Source organism: Kaistella sp. SH40-3, from assembly GCF_030686865.1.
In the GTDB taxonomy this organism is placed as follows: domain Bacteria; phylum Bacteroidota; class Bacteroidia; order Flavobacteriales; family Weeksellaceae; genus Kaistella.
Genome location: NZ_JAQYUS010000002.1, coordinates 19033 through 45576 on the forward strand (window position 1 = coordinate 19033; position 26544 = coordinate 45576).

Below are 26544 nucleotides of genomic sequence, written 5' to 3' on the forward strand. Positions count from 1 at the left end.
AAATAAATTTTCACAATGTTAAGAATAATACAATTATTTTAATTTCTGTTAAAATATCATGTATTGATCATATCTGATTTGGCTTATTATTTGAGAGCATTTAAATAAATTAACTTCATTCATAATATCATCATGAGAAAAAATACAATTTTAGTAGCAACCATGGCTATTGCAACCCTGGCAACTACTACACAATCTTGTGTTGCATTGGCAACATCTAGTGTAGGCTTAACAATTCTAAAACAAATTCTACTAGGAGGAATAACCAAAGGCCTTAACATTTTTAGCAATCAAGACAGCTTCCTTGCTAATCAACTAATAGATGCTGCTTTACCTCAGCAATTAAGAGACATCAATAATACTTTGCAGAAAATAGGGTTGAGTAATTTGGTTCAAAAAGAAAAAGAATATATCGCAAAAGCAGCAGCATTTACGGTCGATACTTCTAGACCAATTTTAACAAATGCAGTAAACTCATTAACTGCTGAAGACGCGGCCAGAATTGTACAGGGCGGAAGCGGTGCTGCAACACAAATCTTAAAAGAAAGAACATCTGCTCAACTAATGGCAGCCATTGCTCCAAAAGTTGATGCTAAACTTAATGAGTTTGGATTGGTACAATCTTTAAATTCTGCTTTATCAGGAACGAGTATCTTAGGAAATATTTTAGGAAATCAAAACACTACTAATTTAGCAACAAGCAGCATCAGTAATTTTGCGGCTCAACAAATGGTTAATGGGCTTTTTAATATCATTGAAAATCACGAGCAACAAAATGCAAACACTATTCTTAATTCCTTAAACGAAGCCAAATAAAAAAAATATAATTACCTACCTTTGAATTCCGGTTTATGCCGGATTTATTTTTAACTAAAAAAATGTAAAATGGCTAATTTTATTGAAAACGAAGATCATAAAAGTCCTGAAGATTTCTATGTTTCATTAAAAGAGAAACTAGAAGTAAATCATAATTTCCCCGAAGATTATCCTTTTAAATTCATTATCATTAATGAAGAGAAAAAAATCACTGAAATTTATCGGGTTTTTGACGATATGAAATTTACACTGACAACACGAGATAGTAAAAATGCAAAATACACTTCGCTTAGCATCACGGCTTTTGTGCTCGATGCCGAACATGTAATTGAAATCTATAAGAAAGTGGGCGAAATAGAAGGTGTAATGTCTCTTTAATTCAGGAAATGAATATATTAATCACGGGCGGAACTGGATTGGTCGGGCGATCTTTAGTCAAAAAATTAACTCAGAATCACCATACAGTAAGAGTTTTAACCCGCTCCAAAAGCGAGAACGAAAACGAATTTTACTGGAATGTTGCCGACAAAGAAATCGATGAAAAAGCGTTTGAAAACTTAGACTGCATCATTCATTTAGCAGGTGCAAATATTAGTGAAAGATGGACTGAGGATTATAAGAAAGAATTGTATTCCAGCCGAATCGATTCTGCAAACTTATTGCGGAAATACTGTATAAATAAAGGGATTCATTTGAAATCTTTTATATCTTCATCTGGGATTAATTATTATGGAACTTTCACATCTGACCAAATTTTAACGGAAAAGTCAGGAATTATTCATCATGATTTCCTGTCAAAACTTTCTGATGAATGGGAAAAAGCTGCATCTCAATTTTCTGAAATTGCAGAACGTGTTGTGTGTTTAAGAACTGCCATGGTTTTGGCAAAATCAGGCGGAGCATTTCCCCTCTTGAAAAAAACAGTGGATTTGAACATTGGTTCAGCAGTTGGATCTGGAAAACAATGGATGAATTGGATTCATATTGATGACTTAGTCAACATGTACGTGGAAGCAGTTGAAAATTCATCAATGAATGGAAAATACAATGCAGTTGCAGATGAAATTCCAACAAATAAGGAGTTTATGAAAAAACTGGCGAAATCATCCAATAATTTTTTTCTTCCCTTTAATGTGCCTTCATTTATAATGAAATCTATTTTCGGCGAAATGAGTTCTATTATTCTGGAAGGAACCCGCGCTGATAACAAAAAAATCAAATCGGTAGGATTTGATTTTAAATATACCAACCTCGATGAGGTGTTTGATGTTTTAGTTAAAAAGAGATAAGTAATTAAACAAAATAGTCGAATTTCAAAAATTCACTCTTCAAATATATATATATAATATTATTTTTCAATAAAAAATTTCACATTTTCAATTGGTCTTCCAATCATTGCAACAGAACCTTTAATAATAATTGGTCTTTGAATAAGTGATGGATTCTGCAATAGCATTTGAATTAAATCATCATCATTCAAATTTTTATCACGAAACTTTTCCTGGTAAAGTTTTTCATTTGTTCGTACAATATCTTTCACGGGACAACTCAATTTCTTAAGGACTGTGCGCAGTTCCATTTCACTTAAAGGCTCGTTGATGATATCAATAATTTCAAAAGCCACTCCGTTTTCATCTAGAAACTCCAAGATTCCGCGACTTTTTGAACAGGAATTATTGTGAAGAATTTTAATCATTTTTTTAGATTTAAAAATTGAACCGTAAAATTTAGGAATGATAAAAAATCAGATTATTTATTCCTCGTTTATCAAATAAACTTTAAAATAATCCGTGCAATTCGGTTTCAATTCTTTCCAGAATAATCCCGAAATCCTCTGGTCTTTCTACGAAATCTAAATCATCAACTTCTATGATTAACAATTTCCCTTCTTGGTACTCAGAAATCCATTTTTCATACTTCTGATTCAGTTTAGAAAGATATTCGATCGATATTGAGGCTTCATAATCACGTCCTCTTTTGTAAATTTTCTTTACCAAATTTGGAACATCTGACTTTAAGTAAATAAGCAAATCAGGTGCCGAAACAAAACTTTTCATCAAGTTAAAAACAGAGGAATAATTAGCAAAATCACGATCTGTCAATAAGGACATATCATTTAAATTTTCTGCAAAAATATGGGCATCTTCATAAATCGTACGATCCTGAATAATGTTTTTCCCACTTTCCCTTATTTCTTTAACCTGCCTAAATCTACTGCCTAAAAAATAAATTTGCAAAGCAAAACTCCATTGACTCATATCAGCATAAAAATCCTCCAAATAAGGATTATGGTCTACATCTTCAAATTGCGCTTCCCAACCATAATGTTTTGATAACATAGTGGTTAAGGTTGTTTTACCCGCTCCGATATTTCCTGTAACAGCAATGTGCATTTCGTAATTTTATTTAATGAATCAGTAATTTATTAATCAGAAAGTGAGTGATTTTAAATAAGAATAAACTTTAATACTAGAAAATTCTTATTTGATTTCGACCTCTTTTTTGATGGGGTAAAGATAAAGGTTGTTCTCTTTGATAACAAAATAAGAAGCAGAGTTTTTATCCACAATTTGGGAATTCTCTGTCGCAAAAATAGTTTTTAGAGCAGACTTTTCAATCTTCTGAATGTCATTTTTAGAAACAACGAAAATCTGTTCATTTTCCCGCCTGAGTTTTCTTCCGTTGAACAAATTAAATTCCGCAATTTTTTCTGATTTAAAATTATAAATGACTACCCGATTATCATACAGAAAATACGCCTGCTTTTCAAAAACTAAAAGATCCATTATTCCTTCAAAATTAATATCAAACGAAACCGAATTGATAACTCTTTGATCTCGATAATTATACTGGATCAAGCGTTTCGTACTTTCATCTAACAACCAAGTTTGCTGTAAATCCTCAACATAAGCGATTTTTACAAAGCCAAATTTCTGACGAAAATTAATGGTTTGAATTTCACTTAAATTTTGATCAAAGAATTTGAGTTCCTGTGCATTTTCAGAAAATGAAGCTATGGTTAAAGGATTCTGCACCGACTGAATACGAAATGGTAAAGTCAGCATCAATTTGGCTTTCTGATTTCCCAGAGAATCATACTTTGTAAAACTGAAATTATCGTTTTTGTAGAGATAAACATTGCCGTAATCGTCGGCGAAAAAATCATTTACATCTGCTAATTTTAAATGTTCAAACGGAAGTTTGTTTTGCGCAGAAAGTGTGCAAAATAAAAGTAAGGTCAATATTTTACAAACTTTCAACATTTAATTACTTAATCGAAACTTCATAAATTTTCGACCACAATTTCCCTGTAATCAACATATTATCTCCTTTAAATGCAATCCCATTTAAGACATCGTTGGTTTCATCTTTGGTGTTAATTTTTGCAAGATCGGTGAAATCAAATTTGCCAACTACTTCTCCATTTGCTGGATTAATTTTAAGGATAATCGGTTTCTGCCAAACATTTGCATAGATGAATCCTTTGTGATATTCCAGTTCGTTAAGTTGATCATACGCTTCTGTATTTCCCGCTACAGAAATATAGCGAACCATTTTCGATGGATCAGAAGCGTTGAGGAAATAAATATTTTTTGTTCCATCAGAAGCAATCAGGTTTTTGCCGTCATAAGTTAAACCCCAACCTTCTCCCATAACATTTGGATAAGGAAATTCGCTTAATAATTTCAAAGAATTTTTGTCATATAGAAATCCTTTTTTATTTCTCCACGTCAACTGGTAAATTTTATCACCTACAATCGCACAACCTTCAGAGAAAACATCATCCGCCTGAGTTGTTTGTGCAATCGGAGTCGTTGTTCCAAGGGTATATTTCCAAATTCTGGATTCTCCTAATTGTCCATCAGATTCATAAATAGTGTTTCCTTCGATTTGAAAACCTTGGGTAAAACTGTTTGGATTGTGTGGATATTCCTTTACGATTTCATAAGTCAATTTTGCTTCAGGATTTTTCGCAAACACATTAATGGTTGCATCTTGATTAAGGATTTCGCCTCCTTTTTTCTTAATATTAAAAGTAACAGGATTATCACCTAAAGTAAAAAATGCGGGATCAACTACCAACTTTGATGTTTCCTTATCGCCAAAACTAATTGAGATACTTTCAGCATTATCGGTTACTTCTTTCGGAAGTTCCAAAGCGTCACCAAAATGATAACCTTTGCTTTCCATAGACAGGTTATAGTCATTTAAAGTATTAAGAATTTCATTGTCTTTATTACAAGACATTAAAAAAACAAGTGCAAAAACGGTGGAAATAATTCTAAATTTCATTAAATAAATTTTTTCAAAAATACTGAATTTTACTTACACATAACGAGCCATAAATTTAAAGACAAAATTCCTCAAGCAAAATAATAATTATATTTGCTACAATTATTTATTCGAAATGAAAAAAACGCTTGCTCTTTTTGTATTGATCTCTGGAATTTTATCTGCTCAGCAATTTACAAAACAAGATACTCTGAAAGGTTCTAATACGGAATTCCGGAATTTTTGGGATGTTAAAAAATATGAAATTTCAGTGGAACCAAAATTTGAAAATCAATCGATTTCTGGAACCAATAAAATTACTTTTGAAATAACGAAAGATGTTAGCAATCCTCTATTTCAAATCGATTTACAACAACCGATGAATTATAAAATCATTGATTCCGACGAAAAATTATGTTCCTCGAAAAGAGACGGTGATTTTATTTTCATTCAAACTAAAAAAGAGTACAAAAAAGGAGAAACACATTCATTCACCATTCAGTTTTTTGGAAATCCGATTATTGCAAAAAATGCACCTTGGGATGGCGGCTGGGTTTTCAAAAAAGATAATCAGGGAAACCCCTGGATGTCCGTAGCACAAGAAGGAATTGGCGCTTCGGTTTGGTTACCATCAAAAGATATTTGGAGCGACGAACCTGATGATGGTATGATTATGAAAATCACTACCCCTAAAGATTTGGTCGGCGTTGCAAATGGAAGATTAATTGCTACGAAAGCAGATAAAGATAAAATCGTTTATACCTGGGAAGTTAAAAACCCGATCAACCTATACTCCATCGTTCCTAATGTTGGGAAATATGTAAATTTTAAAGAAAGTTATGCAGGAGAAAAAGGAAAACTCGATCTCGATTATTGGGTTTTGAATTATAATTTAGCAAAAGCAAAAAAACAATTTCAGCAAGTTAAACCAATGATGAAAGCGTTTGAATATTGGTTTGGACCCTATCCTTTCTATGAAGATTCTTTTAAATTAATAGAAACGCCTTACCTCGGCATGGAACATCAAAGTGGTGTGGGTTATGGAAACAACTATGAAAACGGATATTTAGGTCGGGATTTATCTGGAAGTGGCGTTGGTTTAAACTGGGATTTCATCATCATTCATGAAAGTGGTCACGAATGGTTCGCTAATAATATAACAGCAAAAGATAAAGCAGATATGTGGATTCACGAAAGTTTCACTAACTATTCTGAAACACTATTTGTAGAGAATTATATGGATAAAGCGTCGGCTGAAAAATATGTGTTTGGAATTCGAAAAAACATCAGAAACGATGAACCGATTATTGCGCCTTACGGCGTGGCGAAATCTGGAAGTGGCGATATGTATTACAAAGGTTCGAACATGATTCATACCATTCGCCAGGTTATCAATAACAATGAAAAATTCAGAGAAATATTAAGAGGTTTAAATAAAGATTTCTACCACCAAACAGTGACTACGAAACAAGTTGAAGATTACATTTCCGCAAAATCAGGAATTGATTTCTCTACCGTTTTTGATCAATATTTAAGAACGACTCAAATCCCAACATTGCAATATTCACAAACTGGAAATACGTTGAAGTTTAGATATGATGCGGCTGTAAAAAACTTAAAACTACCCATTAGAATTAATGGAACTCAAGAAATAAATCCAACCGATCAGTGGCAAACAGTGAAATTAAAATCTGCAAATCCTGTTCATTTTGATCAAAATTATTACATCTATTATTCTCCTCAAGATTAAAAGCAAAATCAATATTCTTTTAAAAAGAAAAATGCCGCTCCTTTATGAAGCGGCATTTTAATTTATATCCAACTAAATTTATTGTGGATTACAATTCAAAACATCTGAAACCATCAATCGCTGGCTCCCTGTGTTTGCAGGCACTGCTACATCATCAGAAGGAATATAATTAACAGAAGTTAGGGTGTTTGGTACAAAAATCCTCACGGTCATTTGTCGGTAACCATGTGGCTGGTAAGAAGTCCAATATCCATTTGGATGAAGTCCCCAGGTTCCGTAAGAAATTTCCGACGTTACAGGATTTACGCCTGTAAGCAAAGCAAGTTTTTCTAATTCTGAATAATTTGAGGAAGAAGAACTGAAAAAACTTCTAATTTGATTTTCAGCTTCTAAAACCATTTGAACTGATTTTGGCAAATTACCTTTCGCTTTAGACATCACACTTGCGGGCACAAAATCTAAACCCATTTTAGATAAACTTAGCAATTCATTTTTGCTTAATAGCCTTGTTGCAACTAACTGCAAATCTGGACTCATGTTTTTAAAACTTGATTTGGCAATAACGCCCCAAACCAGCGATTGTACTTTTTGTTGTGGAATATCTTGATTGTTATACCAATTTTTAATAAGCGAATTAACCAGGTCTTTTTTCTGCCCTTTTAGTGGACCGTACAAATAACCATCGCCTTTGCTCGGCGCGTAAGTTCCGGCATGCAGACAAAAACTTTTGAGTTCGATTGTATAAAATCCGGGTTTTAGAAGATAACCTTCAGAAGGTGAGAAAGGAATATTACAGAGATTAGTATATTTTTCATTTTTTCCAAAGTCTGCATTTTTAACATCTATTTTATTACAGTCTTTAAAATTAGTCGTGATGGTTTCGGTTGTGATCGCACCAATTACTTTGTCGCCAACAATGTTTGTCGCTTTGTCTTTTACTGTATTTTTTAATAGATCAAAAATTTGCGCGTTCGCTAAAACAGATCCTGCGAGAAAGCAGGACAGAATTAATTTTTTCATTTTCAATAGGTTTTTAGTTTGTTTTATACGAATTTATACAAATTAATTCATATTACTTACGAATAACAAACCGTATTTTCACCTATAATGACGAAAATTATTTAATGGGTTTTTAAAAACTAAGAATTTCTCATGGTAATTCTAAAAGTAGTTCCAACTCCTATTTCAGTTACTGCGATTTTAATATCACCGCGATGGTATTCTTTAACAACTCTTTTTGCTAAAGACAAACCTAATCCCCACCCTCTCTTTTTAGTAGAATAGCCTGCTTTAAAAGCATTTCTTGCCTGAGTTCTTGTCATACCAGAACCGGAATCTTTAATATCGATGACCGTATTTTTATTTTTTTCGTACAATTCAATTTCCAAGCGCCCTTCACCTTTCATGGCATCTACGGCATTCTTCACAATATTTTCAATAACCCAACTCAATAGAATTCGGTTGTGTGGAATCAGAACTTGCTCTTTTGGAAGAATCAACATGAAAATTACTTTTTTTGAAATTCTCGATTTTAAATAATCATAATTCTGTTTTACCGTTTCATTAATATTCAAATCATTCAATTCTGGAACGGAACCTATTTTTGAAAATCTTTCAGAAATCGTTTTCAGTCGATTAATGTCATTTTCGATTTCTTTAACACCCACACTGTTTTCATTTTCCATACGAAGAATCTCGATCCAACCGATCATGGATGATAAAGGAGTTCCGATTTGATGCGCGGTTTCTTTAGCCAAACCAGCCCACACATAACCTTCATCAGTTTTTTTAATCGTTCGCAAAAACCAAAAAGAAAAGAAAATATAAGCCAAAATCAAAGAGCCTAAAATATAAGGCGAATACCGCAAATTGTTCAGTAAATCGGAGTTGGTATAATAAACATACTGATTATTTTCATCGGGCATTTGCAGTTCAATCGGTTTATAAGAATTCGCCATCTTATTCACCAAAGCCTGCATTTTTTTTGGATTATTCAGGATTTTCTCCGGAATATTTCTTTGAAAATCTACACCTAATGGTTTCTTATATTTATCAGTAATAATGATTGGTATTGTACTGTTTGATTCATTAATTTGTAGAATTAAATCTAAAATCATGGGATCCTGAGCGCCTTCTTCTTGCAGATATTTCATGGCCGTTGCGAAAAGTTCGATTCTTTTAATCTCTTCCTTTCTCAGATAATCAATAAGAATTACGGAGGCAACAACCACTGCGGCAACAGCAGCAGTAAGCAAAATATAAATAATCCAGTTATTGAGCTTGGAAAAAACTCCTCTTTTCTTCATTAAAACATTCCTATTTCAAAACATTAAGAACCTGATAAAGCGCATCGCTAATATTACCGCCTGCATAATTATTAATAATGACCGCAAAAACATATTTTTTACCGCCTTTGGAGGTATGATAGCCTGCAAATGATTTGGTATCTTTCATGGTTCCACTTTTCATTTTCATACCGTTTGCTTGCGTGGGAAATCCATCATAAAACTCATTAAACCAAACTTGTTTTCTGCTGTAAAGTAAAGACTGTACTTCTGCTCTTGCTGAAACATAATTTTGCGGTGAAAGTCCGCTCCCATCGGCAAAGTTAATCATAACAGGGTTAATTCCTTTCGCTTTCCAAAAATCTTTTAAATAAGAAATTCCTGCCTCGAAACTCCCTTCATTTTTCTTTTCTTTTCCTAAAGTTTTAATTAAAGTTTCACCGTAAAAATTCACACTTTTGCGCATAAACCAAAAAATAATTTTATCTAAAGTCGGCGACTTATATTCCAGCAAAAGATTATTCTTGAGTATTACAGTTTTTTTCTCTCCCGCAATTCTTTGTTGTGACCTCGAGGTGATTTTTCCATTGAATTCAATTCCAGATTCAGCAAACCAATTTTTGATTTCCTGTCCTAAAGTTAAGGGCGGATTTGGAGTTGCTCCAGAAACCGTAACTCCTTTGGCAGGTAACTTTCCATTGATATAAGCGACCTCAGAATGTGGTGCAGTATAGATGAAACTTTGATCAGAATTGCCACCTGTTTTTATATCGTTCACCCAGGAAACATTGGGTAAATCAACATTGATATTTTTAATTTCGCCGCCATTCATTTGGATATCGAACTGATTTTCTCGCCAATTAACTCCCCAAACTCCCGTGCCATAATAACTCCCCAAATCATTCCAAGGCCAGCCACCCGGTATGGTTTGGAAATCAAAATAGGAATCATCAATAATGAGATCTCCAGCAATTTTAGAGATGCCTTTATCCTTTAAAGATTGTATTAATTTTTGTTTAAAGTTTTCGGGCTTATAACCGTCATATCGCCAACTCCCAAGCGTGGGATCGCCAGTAGAAGTGATCAAAAGATTACCCTCTAATTTTCCATTTGAAAGTTTACCTGAATAGTTAACTGTTGTTAAGAATTGAAAATCCTTTCCTAAAGTTTCCAATGCAGCAGCAGCCGTAAATATTTTTTGGGTTGATGCTGTTGAAAGTCCTTTATTTCCATTGTTTTCGTAGATGAAATTCCCATTTTCATCAGCAACATAAATTGATAAATTCGCAGAATATGCAGGCGCAGAAGACAGCAGTTTTTTGGTTGCTAAATCTAAACTTTGGGAAATATTTTGCGTGAAATAAAACTGGCAAACTAACAGAACAAAAGGAACCAACTTGTTCATAATCACTTTTTATTTTCAAATATAAAGAAATATTTTTTTTGCACTGTTAAAGACTTTAACAAATAATCATTATAGCAGTAAAGGATATATAATAACTATCGAATTTAGTTGCATTTTTCACATTAAATTACTAAACTTTGCATAGTAAAACAAAAATTTAGAAAATGGCAACAATCATCACGGGCTTATTTAAAAGCCAAAGCGAGTCTCACGCAATTGCCAAAGACTTAGAAAATGCAGGTTTCAGTAATTCTGAATATATTACCTACGTGCATGATAGGCATATTCCTAAAGAAGTAAAAACGTCGATATGGCAATATTTTTTTAAGGATAAAACAACGTTAGAAGATGATAGTTTAGTAGTTAGTGTAAAAATTAAAACTCCAGAACAGATGGAAATAGTTAAAAAGGTTTTTTCTAATAATGAATGTATTCATGAAAACTATTTCCAAAACATCAAATTCCGAGAAGCCAGATCTCTAGAATACCTAAAAAAAATTGTTTCCCTGCGTGCAAAAGCAGAAATTTACAAACCGTTAGACAATAATTATCGCGGTCAATCTGAAGGGATAAATGCAGAAGTAGTTTTCGGTAAAAAAGAATAAAAAAAATAATTCCGTTTCAGAGATAATGAAACGGAATTATTATTTACAATTTTAACTCAATATTTGCTCATTTTTTCTTAATTTCGTGTCTTAATTGGCTTTCACAAATGGTTTACGATTTAGAACAGGAAAATAAAGAAATACTCGCGAGGTACAAAGATTTGATTACGAATACCTATCGTAATTTGGATGAGGAAAAGAATAAACTCATTCGAAAAGCCTTTGATATTGCCTTAGATGCGCATAAAGATCAGCGGAGAAAAACCGGTGAGCCGTATATCTATCATCCGATTGAGGTTGCCAAAATTGTAGCGAACGAAATTGGATTGGGTGCAACATCAATTGCGTGCGCTTTGCTTCACGACGTTATTGAAGATTCTGATTACACTTACGAGGATCTTAATAAAATATTCGGAAAAAAAATAGCCGATATTGTAAATGGCTTGACCAAAATCTCGGTCATGAATCACCAGAATATCTCGATTCAATCTGAAAATTACCGTAAACTTTTATTGACACTTTCCGAAGATTTCCGCGTGATTTTAATTAAAATTGCGGACCGGCTTCACAACATGCGAACGCTGGACAGTATGACACCGGAAAAGCAGAAAAAAATCGCTTCGGAAACTGTTTATATTTACGCTCCACTCGCCCACCGTCTCGGTTTATACAATATCAAATCTGAGTTAGAAGATCTTTCGTTAAAGTTTAATAATCCTGAAGTTTATTTTGATATTTCTGAGAAATTAGAACTTGCCAAGGAAAGTAGAGAAAAATATATTGAAGAATTTAAGAAAGAAGTTTTCGAACAGTTAGAAGATGAAAATCTAAATGTTTCGATTAAAGGTCGGGCAAAAGCAATTTCTTCTATTTACCGGAAAATGCTGAAACAAGGCGTTTCTTTTGATGAAGTTTTCGATAATTACGCCATCAGAATTATTTATAAATCCGATGCGAAGAACGAGAAATTTCTCGCCTGGAAAATATATTCGATCGTTACAGACCTTTATCACAGCAATCCACAGAGAATGCGCGACTGGATTTCGCAGCCGCGTTCCACAGGTTACGAAAGTTTGCACCTTACGATTTTAGGTCCAGACAAAAAATGGATCGAAGTTCAGATTCGTTCCGAAAGAATGGACGATATCGCAGAAAAAGGAGTTGCGGCACATTATAAATACAAAGAAGGATTTCGACAAACTTCTGATGAAAAAAACTTCGAACGTTGGGTCAGAGAAATCCGTGAAGTTTTAGAAAATCAGGAATCACTTTCTACGACGGAACTTTTAGATGACATTAAACTCAATTTATATTCAAAAGAAGTTTTTGTTTTTACACCAAGAGGTGAAATAAAAATTCTGCCAATCGGTTCTACCGCTTTGGATTTTGCTTTTTCAGTTCACTCCGATTTAGGAACGAAATGTCTGGGCGCAAAAGTGAATGGTAAATTAGTACCGATTTCTTATGTTCTGTTGAACGGTGACCAAGTCGATATTCTTTCCTCACAAAACCAAAAACCGAAAGTTGACTGGCTGGATTTTGTGGTGACTTCAAAAGCAAAATCGAAAATTAAAGCAATTCTTAATTCAGAAAAAAACACCTTAGTTGAGGAAGGAAAGGAAATTTTGCAGCGAAAAATGCGCCATGCAAAACTGAATTTCAATGATGAGGAACTGAATAAGATGCAGAAATTCTTCGACTTAAAAAGTTCCCAGGAATTATTTCTGAAATTTCAAAACGGTGATTTAGACATTGGCGACATTAAAAAATATACGGAAGGCAAAGGAATCTTCAGTAATATCATGCAGCGTTTCCGTAAGTCGCCGGCCAAAAATGAAGTCTATTCTGAAACGCCGGAAACCAATCTCGATATGATTGTTTTCGGTAAAGATGAACAGAAAATGAATTACTCATATGCAAAATGTTGCAGTGTAATTCCGGGCGATAAAATTTTTGGATTCATCACTATTTCCGAAGGAATTAAAGTTCATAATGACAATTGTCCGAACGCCATCAACCTTCGTGCTCAGTACGATTACCGAGTTTTACCCGCAAAATGGGTGAACGAAGAAAGTTTCAAAAACAGAATCAAAATTGAAATTGAAGGTCTCGACCGAATGGGAATGATCAACGACATCACAGCTGTTATCAGTAATAATATGAATATGGACATGAAAAGCATGTCGATTGAATCGAATAACGGTGTCTTCTTGGGCAGCATTAATCTAGAAGTAAGAAACCGCAGCCAATTAGACGAAACCTTCAAACAACTTAAAAACATTAACGGTGTTTCTCGTGTAAAACGAATGTAAAAACACCTTCTAAAAAACATCTATGCTCATTACCGACTATTTTAAAAAATTTCTTCACAGTTCACAATCCTCGGGAATCATCTTAATTCTTTGTGTGCTGGTATCGCTTCTGATCGCGAATTCCTCAATGGGAGTTTCCTTTCAAAATTTATTGGATACCCAAATTGGAACTGATTTATTTCACCTCAATTATCCTTTGAGTATTTGGATTAATGACGGTTTGATGGCAATTTTCTTTTTACTCGTAGGTTTAGAGATTAAAAGAGAAATCGTAGAAGGTGAACTTTCAACGTTTAAATCAGCGTCGCTTCCCATTATTGCTGCGGTTGGCGGAATGGTTGTTCCTGGACTGATTTACTATTTTTTCAACCACGGAACAGAGTACGGAAAAGGTTGGGCAATCCCGATGGCAACAGATATTGCTTTCTCTTTAGCCATCATTTCGATGCTGGGAAAACGCGCACCATTGTCTTTGAAAATATTTCTAGCAGCCTTGGCAATCGTGGATGATTTAGGAGCAATTATGGTAATTGCGATCTTCTACACCGACCAACTTCACTGGGATTATTTAGGATTAAGCGCCTTGATGGTTGTAATCTTAATATTGCTGAATTTATTTAAATTTAAGAAGCATATTTTCTATCTTATTCCCGGTTTATTTTTGTGGTACTTCATGCATCATTCGGGAATTCACGCAACGATTGCGGGCGTTTTATTGGCGTTTACAATCCCAACAAATACTTCTGAAACTGAAATATCACCTTTAGAAAAACTGGAGCAGAAATTACATTTACCTGTTAACTTCCTCATCATGCCGATTTTTGCTTTGGCAAATACCAATATCACCTTTAAAGATGGAATGGTTGATGGACTGTTCAGCAACTTTGGTTACGGAATTATCTTAGGACTCGTATTTGGTAAAATCATTGGAATCAACTTATTTTCCTGGATTTTCATTAAACTAAAAATAAGCAGTTTGCCCGATAAAAGTTCCTGGTCTCAAATGTTGGGTGCCGGACTTCTGGCTGGAATTGGTTTTACCATGTCGATTTTCATTGCCTTACTTTCCTTTAAAGGACACGCAGAAATTCAGGATGAAGCGAAATTTGCCGTTCTGGTTGCGTCCATAATTTCAGGGTTCGCAGGTTATTCTTTGTTAAGGTATATTGGAAAGAAAAGAGAGAATTTGGAAGAAGCAGAAAATTAATAAATTTCCTTTTTGTTAATGGAAATTATCATCACATGTTCTTTTTATAGTTACATTTTAATGTGATGACGATCCTCGATTTCATCGGCTTCTGAATCCATATCTGAAGTGAACTGCAAATTACTGGACGTCATTTCCTCCGCAATCATTTTTTCGACCCGAACTCTCTTGATGGCAATGTTCAGTTCATTTCCTAAAAGAATGAGGATGATATTGATATTTACCCAAACCATAACCAAAATAATCGTTCCAATCGAACCATACAAAACGTTGTAACGCGCGAAATTCCTTACATAAATTGCAAAAAAATACGTTAGTAAAACAAATAAAATCGTGGTTAAAATCGCACCCGGAATCGCCTGTTTAAAAGTGGTAATCTTTAAGCAACCTACCCAATAAAATAAAGCCAGCAATATAAAGTAGAAAATCGGGAACGAAATAAACCCAATAATTTTCGACATATTATCGACCAACCAGGAAATATTAATTTCAGGAGTGAATAATTTTAGTACGACTTCACTGTAATAAACACCCAATAGAGAAGCGATAATCAGCACAATAAACGCAATGGTGATGACGAATGCAACAAGATATTCTTTTACGGCTCCTCTTTGCAAATTGGTATTGATATTAAAACCATTAATCAAAGAATGCGTTCCATTAACAGCGAAAACCATGGCAAAGACAATGGTCAGATTACTGATGTTTTTAATATTTGGAATAATAAAATTTTGAATATAACCGGTAACATCACTTTGCATATTCGCAGGTAATATATTGTGCATCAGCACTTCAAAAATGTAAAACTGTAGTTTATCGTAATGCGGAAGGTACGGCAACAACGAAAGAAGGAATAAAATAAAGGGAAATAAACTCAAAAAGAAACTCCAGGAAATACTGGCAGCGCTTCGGCCAATCTGCATTTTGAAAACACCTTGTCCATAAATTTCAAACATTTTCCAAAGAGAAATCCCTAAAAAGGGAATGTGAATCTCATCCAGAAAATCTCTTATTTTAATGATGAATTGCGGAGTTTTAATGCCCATTAATTTATATTTGCAAAACAAAGATAAGAAATGCGAATTAATTTAGTCTGCATGGGCAAAACCGATGATAAAGAAATTACCAATCTGGTAAAATATTATCAAAACCGTTTACCAAAATATTGGAATTTTGAGATCATCGAAATTCCTGATGTAAAAAACGCCAAAAACGTAAGTCCTGATTTACTCAAAAAGGAAGAGGGAAAATTATTCCTCAATCTTATTGAAAATTCTGACACGGTTGTTCTGCTCGACGAAAAAGGAAAACAGTTTACCAGTCGTGAATTTGCGGCTAAAATCGACAGTTGGATGAGTTCCTCGGTAAAGAAAGTTTCAATCATCATCGGCGGTGCTTATGGTTTTTCAGATGAAATGTACGAGCGAGCCAATGAAAAAATGTCGCTTTCTAAAATGACTTTTACGCATCAAATGATTCGTCTTTTTTTCGTAGAACAAATTTATCGCGCTGACCAGATTCTTCAGGGAAAACCCTATCACAATGATTAATTAGATTTATTCTAAAATTTAATTATTTACGGCTTTTACTTCTCACTTTTAATTTTATTTATTTATAAAGTTTTTAATGTTTATTTTTGTGACCTATGGAAGATTTGTCCTTACGAACCGTTACGGTAATGCGCTATATTCTGCCTTTGCGAGAAGGCGGCTCTTTGCCCGCTCTGGCAGAAGCCGATGATGATTTTAAATATGTTTTAAAGTTTCGAGGCGCAGGTCACGGCGTGAAGATGTTGATCTCTGAATTACTGGGCGGAAAAATTGCGCAGGTGTTAGGTTTACCGATTCCCGAATTGGTTTTCGCCAACCTCGATGTGGATTTTGGACGGGCAGAAGCAGACGAAGAAATTCAGGATTTACTGAAATTTTCGGAAGGTTTAAATTTAGGACTCCACTTTTTATCCGGTGCGATTGCATACGACCCTTCGGTTAAGATTGACCCACTTCTGGCTTCAAAAATTGTTTGGTTGGATGGCTACATTACAAATATCGACCGTACTTTCAAGAACACCAATCTTTTGATGTGGCACAAAGAATTATGGGTGATTGATAATGGCGCATCTTTATATTTTCATCATTCCTGGATGAATTTTGAGAAACATGCTTTAAGTCCATTTGCTTATATAAAAGATCACGTACTCCTTTCCCAAGCCACCATGTTGGACGAAGCAGATCAGTTTGCGAAATCCGTTTTAACCGATGAAATTTTACACGCCATTGTAGAACTAATTCCACTGGATTGGCTGGACTGGAAGGACACCGACGATTCGCCGGAACAAATAAAAGAAGTGTATTTCAAGTTTTTGAAAACACGCCGCGATCATTCTGTAAACTTTATAAACGAAGCGAAAAATGCAAGAAAATAAAATTTACGAATACGCCGTCATTCGCCTCGTTCCGAAAGTTGAAAGAGAAGAATTTTTCAATATCGGATTAATCATGTTTTCGAAGAGGGAAAAATACATTCGTTTTGAATTCCATCTTTGTAACGAGAAATTTAAATCGATGAATCCCGAACTCGATTACCAGGATGTTTTTCAAAATTTAGAAAATTTCAAACACGTTGTGAAAGGCGAAAAAGAAGGCGGACCAATCGCTCTGCTCGATATTCCCGAACGATTCCGATGGTTGACGGCGGTTAGAAGTTCCGTGATTCAGACTTCCCGTCCGCACCCAGGGAAAACTGTGGATTTAGATGAAACATTTGAAAGGTTGTTTTTGGAATTGGTGAAATAACTTCATTAAAACTGATTACTTAATTTGACTAATTCCAATTTTTATAATCTTAAAGTTATCACTAAAAAAACGCCATGAAACTTCAAAGATTCATCTTACTCCTCCTGCTTTCTACTTTTTTTGCCTGCAGTTCTGACGAATATTCTTTACCACCAGAAAACCCTCAATCGGAAGCCATGTATTTTCCACCAATTTCGGGAAATGATTGGCAAACAAAATCCGTTGCAAGTTTAGGATGGAACAATTCGAAAGTTCAAGATTTACTGGATTATCTGGAATTGAAACATTCTAAAAGTTTTATGATTCTGCAAAACGGCAAGATTGTGATGGAAAATTATTTCGATGGACATCTTTCTACTTCGCCTTGGTATTGGGCAAGCGCAGGCAAAACACTTACCTCGGCTGTGACAGGAATTGCAGCGCAGGAAGGATACATTAATGTTAATAATAAAGTTTCAACTTATATCGGAACTGGGTGGACAAGCGAACCTTTAGCAAAAGAAAATCTGATTACCTGCAAAAATCTTTTAACAATGACCTCTGGATTAGATGATTAGCAGCGTCGGTTAGCAGATGGTAATTTCCTTCTTCGCTTATGGCTTTGCAGTAATTCTCCCAGGCTTTGAGTTTATCGTAACTGGATTTATACTTTTTTAAATTAGGTTTTTGCTGTGCATTTAAAAACACGCAGGCCATTAAATTTAAAAAAAGTAAAAACCATTTCATACCAGTAGATTCACATTTTCTTTAAAACTACGTCCGATTGGGATTACCATTTCATTGCTCAAAATAATCTCGGTGGTACTTATTTTATGAACAAATTGTTTTTGAACAGCAAAACTCCTGTGAACTCTTATAAATGACTGAAAATGAAATTCTCTCAAGAGATTGCCAATACTCGATAAGACGCAATGTCGTTTCTGGGTCGTAATGATGAGGGAATAATCTTTCAATGCTTCGATATAAAGAATGTCGTGGAGTTTTACTTTCGTCTGATCATGGCCTTCTTTAATATAAATATTATCGCCACCAATACTCGATTCAAACAAATCAGCCTTTTGTCTTATTTCCATAAATTCTTCAACGCGTTTAATCGCATTTTCGAAACGGTCTAATTTAATGGGTTTTACAATAAAATCTAAAGTATCAAGTTCATAACTTTCAACAGCAAATTCCGGATACGAGGTGATAAAAATACATGCAGGAATGTCTTTGGCGCTTTTTCGCAATTCAACGCCTGATTTACCTGGAAGATCAATATCTAAAAACAATATATCTATACTATTATTAGCAATTGCTTCCAATGCATCTTCTGCACAAGCGTATGCTCCAATGATATTTAAAATAGGAAATCTTTTGGCAAACGATAAAACCGTCAATCGGTCAATCTCGTCATCATCGACAATAACAGCATTGATTTTCATTACATTAGGTTATAGTTTACTTCAAATTTAATGAAAAAGGTTGAAACTTCACCGCTCATCTATTTAAAATGTCGTTCGTCGATTTGGTATTGTTTACTTTCTAAAAAAGGTAAAACTTTACATCACCAAAATACTAATTAACCTAACTTTAAAAACGATGAAAAACTACTATTTATCTTCAATCCTAATGGTGCTGTTCATAAGTATCTCTGGAATTTGTGAAGCACAGCAGTCCATTTTAGCAGCGGGGAACAATGCCCAGTCTGCTGCTGGATCAGTCGCCTATTCAGTAGGGCAAATATTTTACGAGACCCAGGAATCTGCAACGGGAAAAGTAAATGCGGGAGTTCAACAACCTTATGAAATTTTCCCGCTCGCAACCAATGAAAATTCTTTACAGAACAAAATCACCGTTTATCCTAATCCTGTAAAAGATTTTCTAATTGTTGATTTTAATTCTGAAAAATTAGAAAAATCCTCTTATCAATTATTTGATGGAACTGGCAGAATTATCAATAAAGGAGAACTGAAAAACCTGAAAACAGAAATTAACACTTCCACTCTTTCCTCCGGGTTGTATATGCTCTCTATTTCGCGTGAGGGAAAAATGGTAAAAACCTTTAAAATAATTAAAAACAAATAGTCATGAAAAAATCACTACAAATCTTCGCATTGCTTTTCTGCATTATCATTAGTGCACAGGCACCGGAAAAACTTTCTTACCAAGCTGTTATTAGAAATGCTTCTGGTACTTTAATTACAAACGCTACAGTTGGAGTAAAAATCAGCGTCTTGAAAACGTCTGCTGCTGGAACAGTAGTTTATTCAGAATCTCAAACTCCCACCACGAATGCTAATGGATTAATATCAATTCAAATTGGCTCTGGAACCGTAATCACTGGAACTATTTCTGGAATTGACTGGTCTTCAGATTCTTATTTCATTAAAACAGAAACCGATCCTGCAGGTGGAACAAGTTATTCCATAGCTGGAACAACACAACTCTTAAGCGTTCCTTACGCTCTTTATGCGAAAAAATCTGGAAGTGATTCGGGTTTTACTTTGCCTTATGCGGGAACATCGTCTGCAGATGCAATACCCTTTAAAATATCAAATACAGGTGCTTCCATAAATCAAGCTGGATATTTTGAAAATACCTCTTTAACAAATACTGCTGCTGCAATTAGTGGCAAAAATAATTCTACTGGTGGTAGTGGTATTGGAGTACTAGGTTCGGCAAATTCTAACCCAGATGGAATTTTTTCTGCTGGAGTAAATGGTTACGTAATAGGTGCAGGAAATGGAGGTGCTGGAGTTTATGGTTTCGCACTGAACGCTTATGGAGTTTATGGTTCCACCGATACTGGTACATCCGTTCGTGGATCTTCTTACGGTACTGGTACAGCTGGTTCTTTTGAGTCAAATAATACCGGGACCGCTTTATTTACTTACGGACCTTTAAAATTATACAATATTGGAGAAGGTGATGGTAAAGTCTTAGCAAGTGATGCTTTGGGAAATGCAACCTGGCAAGATCTTGTTACTCCGTTTGTACATTTTAGCAGTCTTGACGGAAGTAATCAAGTAATACCGCTTGGAATTACATCAACAATCAATTCTTGGACAGGTATTGAAGAAACGGGCGGTGCTAATTACAATACCACAACGGGAGAATACACAATTCCCATTACAGGTTATTACTCTATCATGGCACAAATAGGTTATTTAGAAAAAAACACAGTAAATGGAGATCAAACGGCTCTTGTTATTTTAATAGATGAGTTATCAAGAAAAAACGCATATGGTAATAGTGCAGTTATTGGACAATATTACAGTGATCTTTCTGTAAAATTAGAAAAGAAATTGCTTAAAGGACAAAAGGTGAAAATCCAATGTTTACAATTTGGCAAGCCATCGAATAGTTTATTTTCTCGTGGTTCTACCTTTTCGCTATCAACTTACTTCACAAATAAAAAAATAAAATATCATGAAAAAAGTAATCATCACCTCAGCATTCATAATAGGAACAACAATTATTTACGCTCAAAAAACAGATGCGGATAAAATCAGCAAAGTGCAAACCATAAGTAAAGAAGATCCGCATAATCCCTTGGTAAACGGTATTCCATACAATCAATACAAAGTTCAAGTTCAAGCAGCAGATAAACAGCGTGCAGCGCAAGAAACACAAGCAAAAAAAGAGAATGAAGCGTATAAAAAACAAAATACCGATATAAAATTACCACCCAAGCCAACAATGGTGGATTAACAAAAAAGTTAAATCTTTTAAAACCAATAAACAGAAGAGCTTTCAAATTGAAAGCTCTTTTTTTATTATAGTCCGAGAAAATTACTAATTAAATCTTCGTCAGTTTCGCAAATTTCAGAATCAAGTTCTTTTCGCCTTCATGCTGAAATTTCACTTTTGCTTTTATATTTTGCGCATCCGTTCCATCCAGGAAAATAACTTCTCCTACACCAAAACGATCGTGCCGAACGCGGTCTCCAACTTCGATATCTTGCGAAGAGTTTCCGCTTGGATTAATGATTCTCGCCGTGGCCACCGGTTTTAAATTTTGTGGAATCGGAGTAGGCTCATTTTTTTCAATGGTTTTCTTCGGTTCTTTCTTTTTAAAGAATCTCGGTTCTGCAGGTTCATCATCGAAAATATTCGATTTTAAACCAGAATTATTCATGAAACGACTTTCAGTTGCTGGATTAATAAATTCCAGATATTGTTCATCAACTTCACTTAAAAAACGGGAAGGTTCCGCACTCGTTATTTTCCCCCACTGAAAACGGGAAACTGCATACGTAAAAAACACTTGCTTTTCTGCTCTAGTTAAGGCTACATAAAACAATCTTCGTTCTTCTTCTAATTCCTCACGCGTGGAAGAACTCATAAAACTTGGAAATAGATTTTCCTCTAAACCAACCACGTGAACAACTGGAAACTCTAAACCTTTTGAAAGGTGAATCGTCATTAATGAAACTTGGTCACCATCTTCATTTTTATCGGTTTGCGTATCTGCAGACAATGCAATGTTTTCTAAAAAACTAGAAAGTGAGGCGTCACCGTCCTCTAACTGCTGCTGTTCTTCAATAAAACCTTGCATAGAGTTCATTAACTCCTGAATGTTTTCTACTCTCGAAATTCCTTCGGGTGTTTGATCGTCTTTTAAAAATTTAATAATTCCACTTCTCTTGGCAACTTCCATCGCCACATTGTACGCATTTTCAGTTTTTAACATGACCTGAAATGCTTTAATCATGGACCAGAAATCTGCAAGTTTGGTTAAGATGCCATTATTTAAACCTAAGTTTGGGGCATAAAAACCAAGATTATCTAATACCTGAGAAACCGACACATTTTGAGAATCTGCAAAGACAATCAATTTATTTTGAGTCGTTTCCCCGATTCCACGTGCCGGATAATTGATAATCCGAGTCAACGCTTCAGAATCATTTTCATTGACTAAAATCCGAAGATAGCCGATGAGATCTTTTACTTCTTTTCTTTGGTAAAAAGACAATCCACCATAAACTTTATACGGAATATTCTTCCTTCTCAAAGCATCTTCAAAAGCCCGGGTTTGAGAATTTGTTCTATATAAAATAGCAAAATCTGTAAATCTTTTCTGATCAGAATTGTGTTGTTCCCAAATATTAGAAGCTACGAAATTGGCCTCATCAGCATCTGAAAGGGAACGATAAATTTTAATTTTCTCACCCTCTTCATTATCGCTGAAAACATTTTTCTTGAACTGCTGTAAGTTTTTCGAAATTACCACATTTGCAGCATTAACGATGTTTTGAGTGGAGCGGTAATTTTGTTCCAATGAAACGGTCACCGCATCGGGATAATCTTTTTTAAAGTTTAAAATATTATAAATATTTGCACCACGGAAAGAGTAAATCGATTGTGCATCGTCTCCTACCACACAGATATTTTCAAATTTCGACGCCAAAGCTTTCACAATTAAATATTGCGAATGGTTCGTATCCTGGTACTCATCAACTAAAATATAACGGAACCGATCTTGGTATTTCGCTAGAACTTCCGGAAACCTGGTCAACAATTCATTGGTTCTTAAAAGTAAATCATCGAAATCCATGGCTCCATTTCGGAAACAGACCTCTACATATTTTTGATAAATCGCCCCTATATTTTTCATGTTGGCGCGTTCATCGGCCTCCATAAGTTCGGGATTATTGAAATAGGCTTTTACCGTTACGAGGTTATTTTTATAAGAAGAAATTCTTGCCTGAACTTTCTTTGGCTTGTATAAATCAGAATCAATTTTGAGTTCTTTTAAAACTTTTCGAATCACATTTAAAGAATCCTGAGAATCGTAAATTGTAAAGTTAGAAGGGAAACCAATATAATGTGCTTCCGATCGTAAGATTCTGGCAAAAACAGAGTGAAAAGTTCCCATCCAAAGTGATCTTGCTTCGCTTTGTCCAACCACTTTCGCAATCCTTTCTTTCATCTCTTTTGCGGCCTTATTGGTAAAAGTTAAAGACAGAATATTAAAAGGATCCACCAAGTTGGTAATCAAATGAGCGATACGCATAGTGAGAACTCGGGTTTTTCCGGAACCAGCGCCAGCAAGCACCATCAAAGGTCCTTCAAGTGTTGTTACGGCTTCATACTGCGCTTCATTTAATCCTTTTAAGTACTCCATTTATGTAAAAATTTGACTGACAAAGGTACATATTTTATAGCCTTTTTAAAAATCACTATTTTAAATTTAAATATAGAAAAATTCACTATTAGTTGTAGTCTTCATTGTAACCAGAAGTTCACAAAACATAAAACCTCAAACTTATGACTTAGATATTTACTTAGGAAAAGACGGTTAATTTTAATTAATGTTTTAACAATTCATTAGAATTTATATATTTCTATAAAAACGCAACAATTCTTCATTAAAGTAAAGATTTAACAAAAATAATCTTATATTTGCACACTAAAATTCAGAACAAAAAATGGGCACTATATTTACATTATTCATGGTTCTTATCATGATTGCGAGTATCTTACTAATCATTATGGTAATGGCACAAAACCCAAAAGGTGGCGGTCTTTCAGGAACTTTCGGTGGAACTTCTTCTGCCCAATTCGGAGTTCAGCGAACCAATGACTTTATGGAAAAGGCTACTTGGACTTTAGGAATTATTATCGTTGTATTGATTTTGTTAAGCGTTATTTTGACTGCAAAACCAAGTCAAGCGTTTCAGAAAGCGGCTCCTGCAAAAACAGAAGCACCAGCACCTCAAACTGCGCCTGGAACTAACAATGCCGTAACAATGCCGATTCCTGCTCCAGCAGATAAATAAGAGAAGTATTTTTACTAAATATAAAAGAGATATTCAATTGAATATCTCTTTTTTTGGCTTAATAATTATTTTAATTAATTGGAGGTCTGAAAAGTGGAATGATATTTTTTCCAATACTCATCTTGGTCTTCTAGAAATAAGCATTTGATCCAGGAATCCAAGGTCATCATTTCTAAAATTTCGGGATTTATTTTCTTAAAATCTGACTTAAAAAAGCCTGCATCAACGTCTAATTGTTGACGATCCAAGACAAAGATATTATCTTCATTAAAGAAACTATAATTCTTAATATCTGTATTGGTAGTCAAAAGTTTTTTACCAGAGGCTAAAGTCTCAAAAGTTCTCATGGTTAAACCATCTTGAAAGGGTTTATTAATATCTAAAACAGAACGCGATTGTGCATAAATTTCAGCAATATCGGAATGTTTTAGTTTTTTGAAACTCAATTTATTGATGTCAAATTCCTTTAAATTTTGATCAAAAATTTTCTTTAATAAAAATGCAATTTTTCCTGGTGCGTAATAATAAAAATAGGTTTTAAGATTTTTTTTATTACACGAATCAGTAACTTTTTCACCGATTAAATAACGGTCTGTATGCGCACTACCGATAAATACGAGATCAAATTTGAGCGGAACATTCTCAATTAAATTAGCATAATCATTAATAAAAAACAAAGGCCTGAAATGCAGATTATATCGGTGCGCGTCTTTTGGTTCGAAGGTGAAACTTTTGTCGAAATAAGAATAGAGTTTTAATGATTTTGGGTATTCTTCTACTGCATCGTAGGAATAATAAATCATTTTTGCAGAAGCATGGTATTTTTTAAATTTTTCCAGGAAAAAATATGGAATCGTTTCTCCTTTGATCAAAAGAAAAAAATCATAATTCCGAGTTTTGGTCTCCTTTCTAATTTTTTGATAGTAAGAATTAATTCTCCTGAAATAAAAATTCTTGTTGACCCGAATAATCCCTTTGGACAAAACGGAATCTGAAGGTCTTTCATTAAAAAAATCTACCTCTGCTCCCAACTCCCTAAGTCGTTTTGCTATTGCCTGTTCATAACCGAAAAAGTTAGCAGACAAAAACAGTATTTTTTTACGTTGCAAAATCATGATTTCAAAAATCCTTTATCTTTTATTTCTTGTAAAGATTGATTGAAATGACTATCAATACGTGGTTGCTGTAAAACCCAATTTGTAAAATCCCGAATTCCTTTTTCAAAACTCACTTTTGGCTGAAAATCTAAAAGGCGCTTTGCTTGATCTAAATCTGCAAAATTATGCCGGATATCGCCTATTCTAAAATCGCCACTAACTTCTACTGGAACATTCTTTTCATAAGCATTTGCCAAAACATTTGCGACCTTTAACACATTGGTCGCAATACCAGTTCCGATATTAATCGTCTCGTTATTAGCAATTGCTAATTCTAAACTTCTGATAGTTAACTCAACAGTATCTTCGATGTTAATGAAATCTCGAGTCATTAAACCATCTTCGAAAATATTGAGCGCTTTTCCGTTTAAAATCAGGTTAGAAAAAATAGATAAAATTCCAGTATACGGATTGACCAATGATTGTCCCACGCCGAAAACGTTTTGGTAGCGCAGAATTACGAAATTAATCCCAATGGATTCACAAACCATTTTAACCATTTGTTCCTGCTGAAGTTTGGTTAATCCGTAAAAAGAAGTTGGATGTAATTTTGAATTTTCGTCAGTTGCGCATGGTTTTAGGATTTCACCACTTATATTAATCATTTCAAAGTTTCCAGTTTGCATTAATTCCACAGATCTGCTCTTTGGATAAAAAGATTTCGATTGAGAATTAACATACTTTCCTTCACCGTAAACCGCTCTGGAAGAAGCCAAAACAACTTTCTTAACCGAGTTCTTTTGATTGACCAAAATATCCAGAAGCAAAGCTGTTCCGGAAACATTAACATGATTATACTTTTCAATCGAATACATGGACTGACCTGTACCCGTTTCTGCTGCTAAATGTATAATTGCATCTTGACCTTCAATTGCTTGTTCTACGTCTTTTCTTTGTGTAATATCCCCTTTAATGAAAATTACCTTTCCTAAAATACTTTGATATAATGAAGATTTTTCTGGATTTGCACCATGAATCTGTTCCGATAAATTATCTAAAACGGTAACACTATAACCACGACTTACTAATTTCAGGGCTAAATTACTACCGATAAATCCGGCTCCTCCGGTGATTAATATATTTTTCAAACTCATGCTTTTGTTACTTCCCAAAGTTCGGGTTTTATATTTTAACTTATTCAAAAAAACAAAGATATTTTCTTTATAAATGAACCAT

At 34.3% G+C, this 26544-nt stretch carries 27 protein-coding genes; 15 read left to right on the plus strand and 12 right to left on the minus strand.

Annotated elements, in window-relative coordinates:
* Positions 1 to 132: 132 nt before the first annotated feature.
* The 3 genes from PUH65_RS03865 (at position 133) to PUH65_RS03875 (ending at position 2105) form a co-directional block, all read left to right on the plus strand.
* A complete protein-coding gene (locus PUH65_RS03865; protein ID WP_305518435.1) occupies positions 133 to 816 on the plus strand; it encodes a DUF4197 family protein in 684 nt (227 codons plus the stop codon).
* 69 nt (positions 817 to 885) lie between these two features.
* Positions 886 to 1194, plus strand: a complete 309-nt coding sequence (locus tag PUH65_RS03870; RefSeq protein WP_305518436.1) for a DUF493 family protein — start codon at positions 886 to 888, stop codon at positions 1192 to 1194.
* An 8-nt stretch (positions 1195 to 1202) separates the two neighbouring features.
* Positions 1203 to 2105 carry a TIGR01777 family oxidoreductase gene (locus PUH65_RS03875; protein WP_305518437.1) on the plus strand — a complete coding sequence of 301 codons (903 nt, stop codon included), beginning with the start codon at positions 1203 to 1205 and terminating at the stop codon, positions 2103 to 2105.
* A 59-nt stretch (positions 2106 to 2164) separates the two neighbouring features.
* Here PUH65_RS03875 and PUH65_RS03880 read toward each other — a convergent pair whose 3' ends face one another.
* The 4 genes from PUH65_RS03880 to PUH65_RS03895 all read right to left on the minus strand — a co-directional run bounded on the left by PUH65_RS03880 (position 2165) and on the right by PUH65_RS03895 (position 5109).
* The gene (locus PUH65_RS03880; RefSeq protein ID WP_305518439.1) at positions 2165 to 2512 is read right to left on the minus strand and encodes an arsenate reductase family protein; all 348 of its coding nucleotides are present in this window, start codon (positions 2510 to 2512) and stop codon (positions 2165 to 2167) included.
* Between the two features lie 82 nt (positions 2513 to 2594).
* On the minus strand, positions 2595 to 3209 hold the full coding sequence (locus PUH65_RS03885) for a deoxynucleoside kinase (protein ID WP_305518440.1): 615 nt from the start codon (positions 3207 to 3209) through the stop codon (positions 2595 to 2597).
* Positions 3210 to 3296: 87 nt separating this feature from the next.
* Positions 3297 to 4058 carry a hypothetical protein gene (locus PUH65_RS03890; RefSeq protein ID WP_305518441.1) on the minus strand — a complete coding sequence of 254 codons (762 nt, stop codon included), beginning with the start codon at positions 4056 to 4058 and terminating at the stop codon, positions 3297 to 3299.
* 25 nt (positions 4059 to 4083) lie between these two features.
* Positions 4084 to 5109: a glutaminyl-peptide cyclotransferase gene (locus PUH65_RS03895; RefSeq protein ID WP_305518442.1), complete on the minus strand. Its 1026-nt coding sequence runs from the start codon at positions 5107 to 5109 to the stop codon at positions 4084 to 4086.
* Between the two features lie 115 nt (positions 5110 to 5224).
* Between PUH65_RS03895 and PUH65_RS03900 the strand changes: the two genes are divergently transcribed.
* A complete protein-coding gene (locus PUH65_RS03900) occupies positions 5225 to 6838 on the plus strand; it encodes a M1 family metallopeptidase (protein ID WP_305518443.1) in 1614 nt (537 codons plus the stop codon).
* 78 nt (positions 6839 to 6916) lie between these two features.
* Here PUH65_RS03900 and PUH65_RS03905 read toward each other — a convergent pair whose 3' ends face one another.
* From PUH65_RS03905 to dacB, 3 genes are all read right to left on the minus strand, one after another.
* Positions 6917 to 7858 carry a hypothetical protein gene (locus PUH65_RS03905; RefSeq protein ID WP_305518444.1) on the minus strand — a complete coding sequence of 314 codons (942 nt, stop codon included), beginning with the start codon at positions 7856 to 7858 and terminating at the stop codon, positions 6917 to 6919.
* Positions 7859 to 7977: 119 nt separating this feature from the next.
* The gene (locus tag PUH65_RS03910) at positions 7978 to 9144 is read right to left on the minus strand and encodes a HAMP domain-containing sensor histidine kinase (protein WP_305518445.1); all 1167 of its coding nucleotides are present in this window, start codon (positions 9142 to 9144) and stop codon (positions 7978 to 7980) included.
* 10 nt (positions 9145 to 9154) lie between these two features.
* Complete coding sequence (gene dacB, locus PUH65_RS03915) at positions 9155 to 10528, minus strand: D-alanyl-D-alanine carboxypeptidase/D-alanyl-D-alanine-endopeptidase (RefSeq protein WP_305518446.1); 1374 nt, start codon at positions 10526 to 10528, stop codon at positions 9155 to 9157.
* Between the two features lie 164 nt (positions 10529 to 10692).
* Here dacB and PUH65_RS03920 point away from each other — a divergent pair, with 164 nt between their 5' ends.
* From PUH65_RS03920 to nhaA, 3 genes are all read left to right on the plus strand, one after another.
* Positions 10693 to 11133: a hypothetical protein gene (locus PUH65_RS03920; RefSeq protein WP_305518448.1), complete on the plus strand. Its 441-nt coding sequence runs from the start codon at positions 10693 to 10695 to the stop codon at positions 11131 to 11133.
* Positions 11134 to 11240: 107 nt separating this feature from the next.
* The gene (locus PUH65_RS03925; RefSeq protein WP_305518449.1) at positions 11241 to 13445 is read left to right on the plus strand and encodes a bifunctional (p)ppGpp synthetase/guanosine-3',5'-bis(diphosphate) 3'-pyrophosphohydrolase; all 2205 of its coding nucleotides are present in this window, start codon (positions 11241 to 11243) and stop codon (positions 13443 to 13445) included.
* Positions 13446 to 13467: 22 nt separating this feature from the next.
* On the plus strand, positions 13468 to 14652 hold the full coding sequence (gene nhaA / locus PUH65_RS03930) for a Na+/H+ antiporter NhaA (RefSeq protein ID WP_305518450.1): 1185 nt from the start codon (positions 13468 to 13470) through the stop codon (positions 14650 to 14652).
* Between the two features lie 50 nt (positions 14653 to 14702).
* Here nhaA and PUH65_RS03935 read toward each other — a convergent pair whose 3' ends face one another.
* Positions 14703 to 15698: a YihY/virulence factor BrkB family protein gene (locus PUH65_RS03935; protein ID WP_305518451.1), complete on the minus strand. Its 996-nt coding sequence runs from the start codon at positions 15696 to 15698 to the stop codon at positions 14703 to 14705.
* A gap of 30 nt (positions 15699 to 15728) precedes the next feature.
* Between PUH65_RS03935 and rlmH the strand changes: the two genes are divergently transcribed.
* From rlmH to PUH65_RS03955, 4 genes are all read left to right on the plus strand, one after another.
* Complete coding sequence (gene rlmH / locus PUH65_RS03940) at positions 15729 to 16202, plus strand: 23S rRNA (pseudouridine(1915)-N(3))-methyltransferase RlmH (protein WP_305518452.1); 474 nt, start codon at positions 15729 to 15731, stop codon at positions 16200 to 16202.
* Between the two features lie 95 nt (positions 16203 to 16297).
* Complete coding sequence (locus PUH65_RS03945) at positions 16298 to 17077, plus strand: HipA family kinase (protein ID WP_305518453.1); 780 nt, start codon at positions 16298 to 16300, stop codon at positions 17075 to 17077.
* The gene (locus PUH65_RS03950; protein ID WP_305518454.1) at positions 17064 to 17447 is read left to right on the plus strand and encodes a DUF3037 domain-containing protein; all 384 of its coding nucleotides are present in this window, start codon (positions 17064 to 17066) and stop codon (positions 17445 to 17447) included. Before PUH65_RS03945 ends, PUH65_RS03950 begins: the two co-directional genes overlap by 14 nt.
* A gap of 74 nt (positions 17448 to 17521) precedes the next feature.
* The gene (locus PUH65_RS03955) at positions 17522 to 18004 is read left to right on the plus strand and encodes a serine hydrolase (RefSeq protein WP_370692013.1); all 483 of its coding nucleotides are present in this window, start codon (positions 17522 to 17524) and stop codon (positions 18002 to 18004) included.
* 165 nt (positions 18005 to 18169) lie between these two features.
* Here the strand turns inward: PUH65_RS03955 and PUH65_RS03960 are convergent, their stop codons facing one another.
* Entirely contained in the window at positions 18170 to 18871 is a 702-nt protein-coding gene (locus PUH65_RS03960) for a LytTR family DNA-binding domain-containing protein (protein WP_305518455.1), read from the minus strand.
* A 157-nt stretch (positions 18872 to 19028) separates the two neighbouring features.
* On the opposite strand from PUH65_RS03960, the gene PUH65_RS03965 reads away from it, so the two are divergent.
* From PUH65_RS03965 to PUH65_RS03975, 3 genes are read left to right on the plus strand one after another with little or no spacing between them, the layout of a single operon-like run.
* Entirely contained in the window at positions 19029 to 19514 is a 486-nt protein-coding gene (locus tag PUH65_RS03965) for a T9SS type A sorting domain-containing protein (protein ID WP_305518456.1), read from the plus strand.
* Between the two features lie 2 nt (positions 19515 to 19516).
* The gene (locus tag PUH65_RS03970) at positions 19517 to 20935 is read left to right on the plus strand and encodes a hypothetical protein (protein ID WP_305518457.1); all 1419 of its coding nucleotides are present in this window, start codon (positions 19517 to 19519) and stop codon (positions 20933 to 20935) included.
* Positions 20859 to 21140, plus strand: coding sequence for a hypothetical protein (locus PUH65_RS03975; protein WP_305518458.1), 282 nt, complete (start codon positions 20859 to 20861; stop codon positions 21138 to 21140). The genes PUH65_RS03970 and PUH65_RS03975 overlap by 77 nt, the downstream gene beginning before the upstream one ends.
* 88 nt (positions 21141 to 21228) lie before the next feature.
* Here PUH65_RS03975 and PUH65_RS03980 read toward each other — a convergent pair whose 3' ends face one another.
* A complete protein-coding gene (locus tag PUH65_RS03980) occupies positions 21229 to 23556 on the minus strand; it encodes an ATP-dependent helicase (protein ID WP_305518460.1) in 2328 nt (775 codons plus the stop codon).
* Between the two features lie 304 nt (positions 23557 to 23860).
* Between PUH65_RS03980 and secG the strand changes: the two genes are divergently transcribed.
* A complete protein-coding gene (gene secG / locus PUH65_RS03985; RefSeq protein ID WP_305518461.1) occupies positions 23861 to 24211 on the plus strand; it encodes a preprotein translocase subunit SecG in 351 nt (116 codons plus the stop codon).
* Between the two features lie 74 nt (positions 24212 to 24285).
* Here the strand turns inward: secG and PUH65_RS03990 are convergent, their stop codons facing one another.
* The gene (locus PUH65_RS03990) at positions 24286 to 25296 is read right to left on the minus strand and encodes a hypothetical protein (protein WP_305518462.1); all 1011 of its coding nucleotides are present in this window, start codon (positions 25294 to 25296) and stop codon (positions 24286 to 24288) included.
* Positions 25297 to 25322: 26 nt separating this feature from the next.
* The gene (locus PUH65_RS03995) at positions 25323 to 26510 is read right to left on the minus strand and encodes an NAD(P)-dependent oxidoreductase (RefSeq protein WP_305518463.1); all 1188 of its coding nucleotides are present in this window, start codon (positions 26508 to 26510) and stop codon (positions 25323 to 25325) included.
* Positions 26511 to 26544 lie beyond the last annotated feature (34 nt).